Raw genomic sequence first — 11,918 nt, 5'->3', positions numbered from 1 at the left:
GCATGTCGAAGCCTGACCTCATGTCGCCCAGCGCGACGCCCGGCCAAGCAGGCGTCAGGCGCGTCAACAAGGTGCCAATGATCTTGCTCACCGGGGCGCTTGCCGGCTTCGTGAGCGTCATGGCGGTGGTGGCCTACCAGCGCGCGGCCGCTCAGCACGCAGAAACGGCGCCCGCGGAGCAGCCGAAGAAGACGAGCGCGGCGAGCTCGCTGGCCATGGCAAAGGCCGTAGTCGGAGATCCTGGCGGCGCCATCGTGAATGCGCGCGTGCAGGCGCCCCCGCCGGCTGCAAGTGGCCCTGCCAGCGCGCCTATTCAAGTCGCGCGGCCCAGCCAGGAGGATCTAGACCGACCGCCTCGACCGCAAGGTGGGCCTGATGTGAGCACAGGCGTCGACCGGCAGTACACCGGCAGTGGCGCGGGCGCTGGCGGTCAATCGGAGCGCGTTGACCAGGCCGCAGAGCAGATGCAGCAGGCGCGCATGCAGCAGTTCATGGCCGCGGTGCTCGCGCCCAGCAGCGTGACGGTGAAGCTTCAACAACCATCGCAAGGTAGTGGTCCAACCGGTGCGCCTGCAAACCGAGAAGAAATGCTCGCCCGTATGGCGCAGCTTCAGCAGCAAGCCGAGAGTGCCACGCAGGGGCAAGACCCGATGGCCGTTTACCGTGCGCGATTGGCACAGGTGCAAGCGGGCCTTGGTGGTGCAGGTAATGGCGTGCAGCCGTCGGCTGCAGTGCAACCAGCGCCAGCGCGAAACGGCATGGCGCAGTTCGACAACCGCCAGGGCGGCGACCGCTTCCGGCTTGACTCAACCGTCGAAGCCGCAGACACGCCGTACCTGCTGCGCGCTGGCAAGGTTTCGATCCCGCTGATCCTTCAAAAAGGCATCAATTCCGAGCTGCCAGGGCAGATCGAGGCAATGGTGTCCCGCAACATCTTCGACACCCGCACCGGCCAACACCTGCTGATTCCGCAAGGCACCGTGGCCCAAGGCGCGTACTCCAGCGAAGTCGTCTACGGCCAAGCCCGTGTGCTTATCGCCATCCAGCGGCTGATTTTCCCGGACGACAGCGTGATGGACTTGGGCGCGATGCCTGGCGCTGACTCCGAAGGCTACGCCGGCCTGAAGGACCGAGTGGACAACCACTATGTGCGGATCTTCGGCTCAGCCTTCTTGATGAGCGGCGTTACGGCCGGCATTGCTTACAGCCAACGCAGCAGCCAGAACCCCTACGGCGCGCCCACGTTCAGCGGCGCATTGAGTGAAGCGGTAGGCCAGCAGCTTGGCCAAGCCACCGCGCAGATGCTCAACAAGAACATGAACCTGGCTCCCACGCTGCAGATCCGACCTGGCTACCGCTTCACCCTCGTGGCGGCCAAGGACCTGCGTTTCCCCGGCCCGTACAAGGGCACGATCCCAAGGAGTGTTGAATGAAAGCTCGCTTCATTCCCGTGCTTGCCGCGGCGGTGTTGTCTGTCGCTGCTCATGCCCAGAACGGGATTCCGACCACGGACCCAAGGGCTGCGATACCGGCGCCGGACTCGCTCTATATCGCTGACCCAGCAACCCGGGTTGTCATCACGCGGCTGCTGGAGTTCCACAAGCAGCAGACGCAAGAAAGCATGCTGCTGATGCAACGAGTGATGCAACTGGAGGGGCAGCTCAATGCGCTGACTGCGCGCAATTGCAACTGTGGGACCACTAACCAGGAAGGGGGCGCGCGATGAAAACTCGCATCACGAAGTTTGCTGCCGCCGCCGTCCTCGCCGCGGCAACGCTGGGCGGGCAGGCCCAAGCGCAAGGCGTGAGTGGCATTCCGACAGGTGACATTGGCAACTACGTCCAGAACACCATTGCTGCGCAAGAAGGCATCAAGCAGACGATGCAGCAGGTGGAGGAATACAAGACGCAGCTGCAGCAGTATTTCTTGCAGATCAAGAACGCCGCAGCGCCTGCAGCCTACGTGTGGGACCAAGCCACGCGCACCATGGATCAACTGCGGGATGCCATGTACACGTTGGAGTACTACCGGCGCCAGATCGGCGACATCAATTTCTATCTGCGCCAGTTCAACGACACCAGCGACTACCGCCAGTCGCCGTGTTTCAAGAAAGGAGGCTGTACCGCGGAGGACGTGGCGCAGATGCGTGGCCGACAAGACGTGCAATCCACTTCGCAAAAGAAGGCCAATGAGGCATTGCTGCGAACGGTAGATGCCCAACAACAGGCGATGCAGGCTGACGCGAAGCGCTTGGAGCAGCTGCAGCAGAACGCTCAGGGTGCTCAAGGGCACATGGAGGCGATTGGCGCAGCAAACATGCTGGCCAGCCAGCAGTCGAACCAACTGCTGCAGATGCGCAGCCTCATGGCTGCGCAGAACGCGGCGCTGGTGACGCGCATGCAAGCCCAGGCCGACCGGGAGGCGCGCGAGGACGCGGCAAGCGAGGCTGCCCGCAGCGGCACCTACACCCGTAGCGCACCGCGCGAGTGGTAAGCCTATGCGCCTTCGCTACACCCTTACCTTGGCCGTCGTGGCGACCTTCCTGGGGGCGTGCGCGCCGCGCCCCGAGGAAGAACCACCACCACCGGTAATGCCGGAGGTCAACGACGCGAACTGCAAGCCGGAGTTCGTCGCCGCCCTGCCCAAGTCAATTCGGCAGGCGTTTGGCTCAGCTTGCTTTCACCGGGGCACATACACCCCTAGTCCTCCCCGCCAATGGTGAGAAGCAATGACCACCACTACCCGCTATAGATTCACCTTGGCGTTGTTGTTGCTGCTGGCGCTGGCAACCTTCGCGCTCGACGCCCACGCCCAGGACAGCGCCGGGCTACTGGATGATGTCGCCGAGCGCTACAGGAACGCCGCTGCTGGCTGGGCCGGTGTCATCGTCGATGCGGCCTCCTGGGTGTTCTGGACCCTGGCCATCATCTCGCTCGTCATGACGTTCGGCTTCATGGCGCTTCGCCGCGCTGAACTTAGCGAGTTCTTCGCCGAGTTCGTGAAGTTCACGATGACGCTGGGCTTCTTCTGGTGGCTGCTCGTCAACGGCCCGGACTTCGCCCAACGCATCATGAATAGCTTGCGCCAGGTCGCGGGTAAAGCTGCTGGCTTGGGCGTGGGCGGACTCTCGCCCTCGGGCATAGTGGACGTTGGCTACCTCGTCTTTGCAAAAGTCGTTGACCAAACGACCTGGTGGAAGCCATGGGACAGCCTGATCGGTCAGGTTTTGGGCATTGCAGTTCTCGTGTGCCTGCTGATCGTTGGCATCAACATGCTGCTGTTGCTCATCTCGGGCTGGGTTCTGGCATTCGGCGGCGTGATCTTCCTTGGCTTCGGTGGCGGCCGGTGGACCTCGGAGATGGCGATTAACTACTACCGCACCGTGCTGCATCTTGGTGTGCAGCTCATGATCATGGTGCTGCTGGTGGGCATCGGAAAGTCGCTTGTTGACGACTACTACGCCCGTATGGGTCAGGGCATGGTTACGCTGAAGGGACTCGGCGTGATGATTGGCGTCTCCATCACCATGGTGGTCCTGGTCAGCAAGTTGCCCGGGTTCATCGCCAGCGTCGCCACGGGCGGCCCTGTCGGCGGCGGTGGGATCGGCACGTCCGGTGCGGGGATGATCATGGGGGCTGCCGGCATGCTGGCCGCAGCCGGCGGCATGGCTGCAGCCATGGCCGTAGCTGGTGCTGCACAGGCCGCCGGCGGCGCACAAGCCTTGATGGCAGCTTTCAAGGTTGCTGGCGAAGGCGGTGGCGGCGGTGGTGGCAGCGGAGAAAGCAGCGGCGGGGGCGGTATCCCTGGCCTGGAGTGGGAAGGCGGCAGCGGGGGCAGTGGCGGTAGCGACTCCAGCGGAGGCGGGGGCGGAGACGGCACGAACTCGCCGTTCTCGAAGGCGGCCGGCTTCAACGGCAACGGTAGCGAAGGCTCGGACACGGCATCAAGCTTGACGGTTGAATCCGGCGGTGGTGAACAGCAGGCCCAAGGCGGTTCTACTGCTGGTGCTACCGGCGCCAGCGGCGCAGGCGCTGCAGCTGCTGGACGTGGTGCGGGTGGAACATCCGGCGGCAACAAGCCGTCTTTTAGCCAGCGCATGGACGCCGTGCGCAACCAGCTCGCGCGCGGCGCGGCTCAGGTGGCGCGTGAGAAGGCCAGGGGCGCGGTCTCGAACTTCGCACAGCGCGTTGCCGACACGCCTGGTGCACAGATCGCATCAGCGATCCGCGGCGAAATTCCTGCCACGCGAGGTGCCGGCGCTGCGGGTTTTGCATCGACGCCGGCGGGCGGCCCGAGCTTCGACGGGGACAACTTGGCAGGCGACGCCAACGCCACGGTCTTTGATGCCGACGCCGAGGTCGCAGCGTTCGCCGAGGGCGCCGACCAGCCCGAACCTCCTGACGTCGAACCGGGCACGGTCGACGGGGAGGACATGTTCGACAGCGACTCCAACAAGGCGTGACGATGAAGCTTCTGATTCTGGCAGCGGCGGCGGCCTGCTTTTCTGGCGGCGCCTCAGCCCAAATGTTCACCGGCGACACGAAGCTCTCGTGCGAAGCTATCTTGTGCCTTTCATCGGGCGTGCGGCCTGGCGAATGCCAGCCGTCCCTGAGCCGGTACTTCGGTATCCACCGCCGCAAGTTGCGCGACACCTTCCGCGCGCGGTTGGACTTCCTCAACCTCTGTCCCGTAGCGCAGCAGACACCTGAAATGCGCTCGCTGGTCGCGGCCATGTCCCAGGGCGCCGGCCGCTGTGATGCGCCCTACCTCAACGCCACACTGAGCTATGGCGGTGGCATGGACGGCGGCCCGGTATACATCGGCAACACCATGCCGGGCTATTGCCAAGCTCTCTACGGCCACGCGTATTCGGGCTACCAATCCACCAGCACCTTGCCGGTGTACGTGGGCATGCCCGAACGCGGCGGATATTGGGTGGAAGCCTGGGACTACGAGCGCGCCTTGGCCGAGTACAACGCCCGTATCGCAGCCGAAGACGCGGCCAACTCCGGCAACGGCTGGTGGTGGCGCTGATGCTGGCGGCCGTTGCTGACCTCCCGCCGCAGATGCAAGAGCGCGTTGTCTGCTCTATCGCTGCTGCGGCGAAGTACGAGATCCCGGCGAACCTGCTGCTGGCCGTGGCCGAGCAGGAGAACGGCAAGCCGGGCCAGTGGGTGCGGCACGCCAACGGCGCGGTCGATGTAGGAGCGATGCAGTTCAGCACCGGATACCTGCGCGAATTGGCGCGCTACGGCATCACGCCCGAGGACGTAGCTGCCCGCGGCTGCTACCCCTACCAGCTCGCCGCGTGGCGGTTGCGCATGCACATCAAAAATGACAGGGGCGACTTGTGGACGAAAGCAGCGAATTACCATTCCCGCACGCCTCGGTTCAACCGGGTTTATCGCGGCCACATCACGCGTAAGGCGCTCAAATGGGCCGATTGGCTGGAAAAGCGGTTTGCCACGGTTGATGTAACCTCGCAGCACTCAACCATTTTCCAGTCCAAATCGGACCAGGCATCAAAAACCAATTATCCGCCGGTAATCTTCAATATGTCATCAATTGCCGCTTCGTCGTTGTCATCTGGGTTATCAAAGCCGTAAAGCTCATTTATGCTTAGTATCTCACTGTCGTCGGGATCGCTTTCGTCGGGATCGTCTGAATCCGATTCGCCATTATTTGCAAAGGAAAATGCCGGCACAAACGTGTCATCCGCATCGTGGCCAGATAGCGGTTGTAGGATTGCATTCGCGCATGCCTGAGCCTGAAAGTTCGCTGCGTCCACTGCTCCTTGGATGTCGACACCACGGGTCACGCATGCCGAATTGATTTTGTGCCAGCCTTGAACTTCCTGAGGTGAAGTATCAACTCCCTTCCTTCGCAAATGGTTGGCTGTCAAATGCGACGCAACTAATGTTCCCTCATCCTGCTCTAGCTTCGTATAGGCGCTGAACTGACGAGGAAGGTTTGCCGTTCCGTTCAAGTCGTCTGCCATTGTGAACCCCCTGTGTAAAATCAAAAAATTCGCTGGTTGCAAGCAGAAAGCGGTCGACCCGGAGGAGCGACTGCTAAAACAGGCTGAAAGTTTATATAAATAAAATTTGTAACTGTGTCCTTTACGCATTCAATAGGGTTAATCCTGAAGCACTGCATGTTCTCGAAGGACGTACATGTACCTCGAAGCTGCGGGTGGGCACATCATCAGCGGTGGTTCTGGATGTATTCCACAAGTTCAGCGGCAGGTTTTGAATGGCTACCGCTGAAGCCCACGTCCTCTGCGAATTGCTGGGCCTTGTGCTTGAGCAGTTCGACATCCTGCATGCGCCAGGTTTCAGCCAGCTTCTCGAACTCTGGCCCGCCGTTGGCCAGGTGCTCGTGAACCTCACGTCGCGCCAGCATTGCGTCCATTCGCAGCACCCGCACGCAATCCTCAAAGGTCGCTTCGTCCACGCCGCGCAGCAGTGTGAGATCGAATGGGAATCGCCACCCGTTGTAAAGGCCCAGTAGGAAGCGCGCGACGCGACCGCATTGACCGGAATTGCCCTTGGCAATCTTGAACAGCCGCTGCAGCGCCTGCACGCCCACGTCCTCTAGTCCATCCCGCCCATCGGCCACTGACGCTGTGGAGCCGGCCTCGGCAAAGCGCCTGGCGGCCAGCGCGTGCAGTCGCTCCGCATCCGCCAGCGCCGCGGTCGGATCTCGCTTATCGTCCTCCAAGACCCGGGCACGCAACGCGTAGGTCGTATCCGGGTCGTGCACCAAGGCTTGCGCCGCGCCCCGATAGTCGTGCGCGTCGAAGTCGAAGGCTGGAGCTAGTGCGCGGACCTTGCCGCTGGTGAAGTCTTTCAGTAGCTGCTCAAACTCGGCTACCTGCTCGCTTGGTACCTGCAGCGTGATCGTGACTGGTGGCTGATACGGGGAGTAGTTGTCAGATGCCATAAACCACCTCTCGGTATTACAGTATTTGCTACGTCGTTAAATACTATCCCCACTAGGGCTTGAAGCCATAGCACTCGGGGTGCCTATCGCAATTTCATCTCCCTCGGACGGAAGAAAGGCAGCAAATTTGTTAAGCAATGCGTCACGCTCGTCTTGATAGGCATCGTTCCAAGTAGCGAAAAAAGCTTCCCGAACTACATCGACTGGCATGAATCCCAGTCGTTCAGCGACAATTGAAAAAAGCAAATGAGCGTCTCGATTTGCCATCCGCGTTTGCTGCAAAAGCTGAACTACATTTGCCGCTTCAGCGAACGGTTGATTGAGTCGAACAGCTAAGCGTCCATGTTCCGCTGTTGCTTCGATACAGCGATCAAAGACGTACGCCTCAGGACTAGCACCTGGGAGACGGTAAACATGATCTTCGGCACTTTCATTTTGTCGCGAATCACCATCAAGAATACAAATTGACGGAAATCTTCTTGCTGGGCTTTGATTGTGATGGCGGTTGATTTTCACAGCCGTTCCATCGCCTGCCATAGGATGAACCTCTATCGCATCCACAGCGATGCTTCTGCGACTGCGTAACATCGCCCGAATCCAAGCTGCTGCAAATTCATCTTCGCAAAATATCGCAAGGCGGGCATCAATCTGTCCCGTAATTGCTCGGAGAGAGCCGATGTCCAGTTTGCCTTGAAAGACACGCCCATTAATTGATGCCCATATTGCTTCGGCAGGAAGAGGGAGAAGCGCGTCATTAGAGTGGGTGGTGAAAATCGCTTGAATATTCTTTCTTTGTGCAGCCTCAATCAAATATTCAACAAGTCGCACCGTTGCAACAGGATGCAGACCGTTCTCAATTTCTTCGATCAGCACGAGGCTGTTCTGCTGCATCGCCTCGATTTGCATGACCATTCGAATAATGCTCGACTCGCCCGCTCCAAAATGGAATTCGGAATAACCAACGCCACCATCGGTTTGCCCGGTCAGGAGCGATACTCGACCGTTTCGGTCCACGCGGACATGTGAGTAACGGGAAATGTTCTTGCCAAGAATCTTCTCTACTGCGTCTACAACGGGGGCTTGAATTGATTCCACAAGCGAAACGTCGGGCTCAAACGATCCTGACGCACACCGCTGCATTTCCCGTCTTTCACTAGCGGGGACCGTGCGTGCAACGCCGAGCGTGATGGTAGGCCTTTCAACTGCGTCGCGTGACCACTTGCTGCTGTGGAACGCTGCCGTACGCCTAAAGGTATCATTTTGATTAACTGCCCGATCAATCAACTCGTATTCCATTTTCCAGTTCGCCATGCTGTCGTCGAACCGGCCGCTTTTCGTGAAGAACTGACGAGGCTTGATCGCTGAGTAGGCAGTAGCTGCTGCGCCTAAGATCGTTGTCTTGCCGCCACCGTTTGGCCCAATCAGCGCCGTTACGGGAAAATCAAAATTGACGGTTTGCTCGCGCAATCCTCGCACATGAACCAAATTGACTTTTAAGAGATATTTGCCGTATTGCTTGCGAGCAACTTTTTCGCGAAGCGTATTAATTGTGCTTTGCCGAATTTGGCTTTTAAAAGTGGCCATGTCGTTGTTATGTTTAAAAGCTGTAGCATGGCCGATTTGGTCCCTTTAGTAATCAGGCAATGGTCAAGTGCTCTAGCGCCTAGCCCCCAAATTCAATCTCGGTGAATTGTTCGACCAAATGGGATCTGTGAGGGACTGCGGCTCACGCCAGCACGGCCACGCTGATGTCGCGCAGGCGGCTGGTGTTAGGCGAGGATTACGCACTCGCCAGCGCACATTTCCTAGCAGCCGCACCTATCCTCAGAAGCTATGCACAGGGCTGTTTGCAAGTGCCTGTGAAGTGCACTAAGTGCCTGAGCCACAATGGTTTTTGCAGAGTGCTTGTAAATGAGGCACTGCTGCGCAGGTTTGGCTGATCGCGTTCAGCCTCAAACAGCGAAGCGCCGTAGGTCAAGGGAACGGCCGTTTTGTCCTCTACGATTCGCCCATTACTTGACAAGAGAGTGGGCGAGGGAGATGGACACGAAGGTTGACACGGCTGCGGCCGCCGCACATACGTTTATAAAAAAATGGGGACCAGGTGGACGGTCTTACGGGCTGTCCGAGCGTGCGGGAGCGCAGGCCCACTTCATCGACCTGTGCCGGCTTCTCGACGTCGATGAGCCTGGCGACCCAGAGAACTACTGCTTTGAGCGTGGCTTGAAGCGCACCGGCGCAGCGCAAGGTTGGGCCGACGTATGGAAGCGCGGATGTTTCGGCTGGGAGTACAAATCACCGGGTGCAAAACTGGATGTTGCACTGAAGCAGCTCATGCAGTACGCACTGCCATTAGAGAACCCGCCTCTGCTCGTGGTCAGCGACAGATTGCACATCGAGATCCACACCCATTTCACTGGAACTCCTAGCACCTGCCATACCATTTCGTTGGAGGATTTAGCCGACCCGTTGGCGCGGCAGTCCCTTCGTCAGGTATTTATCAACCCAGAAGCCTTTCGGCCCGCGCGCACGAACCGGCAGATTACTGAGGAGGCTGCGCGCACATTTGCTGAGACTGCAGCACGCCTGCGTGCTGCTGGCGTACCCGCAGCGCAGGTTTCTCACTTCCTCACTCAGTGCCTTTTTTGCTTCTTTGCGGAAGACGTTGGTCTTCTGCCAGCGAGGCTATTTGAACGGCTGGTGGGTGTATCGGTAGCCCCTGATCGCTTACGGGCACAGTTACAAGCGCTCTTCAGCACCATGCGCGACGGCGGCATGTTTGGCGTGGACGATGTGCCTTGGTTTAACGGTGGCTTGTTTTTGCAAGTCGAAGTTCCGCCCTTGGCCATAAAGGATGTGAAGGCGCTGCGCACAGCCAGCGCATTGAATTGGAGCGCCATTGACCCCAGCATCTTCGGCACGCTGTTCGAACGAGGACTGGACCCTCTGAAGAGAAGTCAGCTCGGAGCCCATTACACCGATCCCGCCACCATTGAGCGTCTGATCGAGCCTGTTGTGCGCCGGCCGCTGCTCGACGAGTGGAACCCATGCCGTGACGCCATTGCCGCAGCGCTGGCACGCAGTAAGCGGGTTGGCGATAAGGCACACCGTGAGGCCCAAGCTGCCTTCTCTGGGTATCTCGAACGACTGCGCGAATTCCGCGTGCTCGACCCCGCCTGTGGAAGCGGTAATTTTCTATACCTATCGCTCAAGGCTCTAAAAGACGTGGAACACCAAGCCGGCTTGGAGGCCGAGGCTCTGGGCTTGCAGCGGCAGATCGACGTGACAGGGCCGCACAACATGCTCGGCTTAGAGATTAATGAATATGCCGCGGAGCTAGCGCGTGTGACCGTGTGGATCGGCGAACTGCAGTGGCGCATCCAGCACGGCTATGGATTTCGCATGAACCCAGTTCTGCAGTCGCTGGACCACATCATGTGCGGCGACGCGCTAATGGCCCCAGATGGAACAGAGACAGCGTGGCCAATAGCAGACGTCGTGGTAGGTAATCCGCCATTCGTAGGCGACAAACGCATGCGTGCGGAACTAGGCGACGACTACACGCAGAATCTACGAGCTTTGTATGCCGGCCGTGTACCCGGTGGTGCAGACTTAGTGTGCTATTGGTTTGAGAAAGCTCGCGCCAACATTGAAGCGGGTACCTTGCAAAGAGCCGGACTCGTTGCGACTAGCTCCATTCGCGGTGGCCGCAATCGTGAGGTTCTGCACCGCATTGTCAATACATCTAGGATTTTTGAGGCATGGAGTGACGAACCTTGGGTGAACAATGGCGCTGCAGTACGGGTTTCCTTAGCAGCGTTCGGTAATAGCGAGCAGCGTGCGAAGTTAAATGGTGGCGCAGTAACCGCCATTGCAGCTGATCTCACTGCAGCAGGAAAAAATGGTCAAGATGATTTAACTCAGGCTGCAGCGCTTAATGAAAATTTCGGTGCATCGTATTTGGGCATCCAGAAAACTGGACCATTCGAAATTGACGGAGATTTGGCGCGTAAATGGTTGAAGCTGCCTAATCCGGATGGTTGCTCGAATAGCGATGTATTGCGCCCATGGTGGAACGGGCTTGATGTCGTGCGCCGAAATCGTGATATGTGGATTAATGATTTCGGCGTGGATATGCCGCTGAAGAAGGCCAAAATGTATGAGGCCCCTTTTGCTTATGTTCTGGAAAATGTAAAGCCTACTAGGGCAGGGAATCGCGAAGCTGGCACAACTGCCCAATGGTGGTTGTTTCATCGGCCTCGTCCTGCCATGAGGGAAGCGGTTGCTGGACTTTCTCGATTTATCGTTACGCCCGAAGTTTCAAAGCATCGAATATTTGCTTGGCTGCCCAGCGCTGTGATGCCAGACAAAAACTTGATCGTCATCGCGCGCGCTGATGATGCTACTTTTGGTATCCTGCAGAGCAGGATGCACATGGTATGGGCATTGCGCATGGGTACGTCGTTGGAAGATCGTCCTCGCTATACGCCAACTACTACCTTCGAAACATATCCTTTTCCTGCTGGTCTTACGCCCGCGGATACCGTCCATAAGCGCATTAAGACACTGTCTTCTGGAACCAGTATTCCAGCAAAGCTGCCAACAGATGTGCGAATGCATGCGGAGGCAATTGCCCTGGCTGCTTATCGTCTGGAGAGACTACGACAAAACTGGCTCAACCCGCCCGCGTGGATCAAGAAGGTAGCCGAGGTGGCACCGCTCGGTCAAAAAACGTCGCCGTATCCTGTTCGCATTATTCCGAAATCGGATTTTGAGAACGAGTTGAAGAAGCGGACTTTGACCAATCTCTATAACAAACCACCGGCCTGGCTTACTGAAGCCCACGCAGCTCTTGATGCTGCGGTGGCCGCAGCCTACGGTTGGACCGAAGCTGTGGAATTGCTGAGCGACGAGGAAATATTGCGCCGACTGCTCGCGCTGAATCAAGCCCGAACTGCGGGCCAGCATGCCTAGCG

The 11,918-nt window shown here is 58.8% G+C and carries 11 protein-coding genes; 8 read left to right on the top strand and 3 right to left on the bottom strand.

All coding sequences use genetic code 11. The annotated features are described in order from the left end of the window. Nucleotides 1–2: 2 nt before the first annotated feature. Genes SM757_RS22160 through SM757_RS22135 form a run of 7 tightly spaced genes read left to right on the top strand, consistent with a single transcriptional unit; the run spans nt 3 to nt 5,606 of the window. The gene (locus SM757_RS22160; protein ID WP_322467067.1) at nt 3–1,433 is read left to right on the top strand and encodes a TrbI/VirB10 family protein; all 1,431 of its coding nucleotides are present in this window, start codon (nt 3–5) and stop codon (nt 1,431–1,433) included. Then, complete coding sequence (locus SM757_RS22155; RefSeq protein WP_322467066.1) at nt 1,430–1,726, top strand: hypothetical protein; 297 nt, start codon at nt 1,430–1,432, stop codon at nt 1,724–1,726. The genes SM757_RS22160 and SM757_RS22155 overlap by 4 nt, the downstream gene beginning before the upstream one ends. Further along, nucleotides 1,723–2,493: a P-type conjugative transfer protein TrbJ gene (gene trbJ, locus SM757_RS22150; protein ID WP_322467065.1), complete on the top strand. Its 771-nt coding sequence runs from the start codon at nt 1,723–1,725 to the stop codon at nt 2,491–2,493. The genes SM757_RS22155 and trbJ overlap by 4 nt, the downstream gene beginning before the upstream one ends. A 4-nt stretch (nt 2,494–2,497) precedes the next feature. Further along, entirely contained in the window at nt 2,498–2,722 is a 225-nt protein-coding gene (trbK, locus tag SM757_RS35600; RefSeq protein ID WP_407655790.1) for an entry exclusion lipoprotein TrbK, read from the top strand. A 6-nt stretch (nt 2,723–2,728) separates the two neighbouring features. Then, on the top strand, nt 2,729–4,462 hold the full coding sequence (gene trbL / locus SM757_RS22145) for a P-type conjugative transfer protein TrbL (protein WP_322467064.1): 1,734 nt from the start codon (nt 2,729–2,731) through the stop codon (nt 4,460–4,462). Between the two features lie 2 nt (nt 4,463–4,464). Beyond that, nucleotides 4,465–5,034 (top strand): TrbM/KikA/MpfK family conjugal transfer protein, encoded by a 570-nt coding sequence (locus tag SM757_RS22140; protein ID WP_322467063.1) that lies wholly within the window; start codon nt 4,465–4,467, stop codon nt 5,032–5,034. Beyond that, nucleotides 5,022–5,606: a transglycosylase SLT domain-containing protein gene (locus tag SM757_RS22135; protein WP_456062122.1), complete on the top strand. Its 585-nt coding sequence runs from the start codon at nt 5,022–5,024 to the stop codon at nt 5,604–5,606. The genes SM757_RS22140 and SM757_RS22135 overlap by 13 nt, the downstream gene beginning before the upstream one ends. On the opposite strand, the gene SM757_RS22130 is transcribed toward SM757_RS22135, so the two are convergent. From SM757_RS22130 to SM757_RS22120, 3 genes are all read right to left on the bottom strand, one after another. Beyond that, nucleotides 5,534–5,998, bottom strand: coding sequence for a hypothetical protein (locus tag SM757_RS22130; RefSeq protein WP_322467062.1), 465 nt, complete (start codon nt 5,996–5,998; stop codon nt 5,534–5,536). The two genes, SM757_RS22135 and SM757_RS22130, sit on opposite strands and share 73 nt — an antisense overlap. 206 nt (nt 5,999–6,204) lie before the next feature. After that, a complete protein-coding gene (locus SM757_RS22125; RefSeq protein WP_322467061.1) occupies nt 6,205–6,942 on the bottom strand; it encodes a DUF1949 domain-containing protein in 738 nt (245 codons plus the stop codon). Nucleotides 6,943–6,978: 36 nt separating this feature from the next. Continuing rightward, entirely contained in the window at nt 6,979–8,526 is a 1,548-nt protein-coding gene (locus tag SM757_RS22120) for an AAA family ATPase (protein WP_322467060.1), read from the bottom strand. 639 nt (nt 8,527–9,165) lie between these two features. Here SM757_RS22120 and SM757_RS22115 point away from each other — a divergent pair. Next, nucleotides 9,166–11,916: a class I SAM-dependent DNA methyltransferase gene (locus SM757_RS22115; protein ID WP_322467059.1), complete on the top strand. Its 2,751-nt coding sequence runs from the start codon at nt 9,166–9,168 to the stop codon at nt 11,914–11,916. Nucleotides 11,917–11,918: the final 2 nt, after the last annotated feature.

Origin of the sequence: Azohydromonas lata (genome assembly GCF_034427735.1) — a bacterium.
Lineage (GTDB): Bacteria > Pseudomonadota > Gammaproteobacteria > Burkholderiales > Burkholderiaceae_C > Azohydromonas > Azohydromonas lata.
The sequence above is the reverse complement of the archived record's forward strand: the minus strand, read 5'-3'. Positions and strand labels throughout refer to the sequence as shown.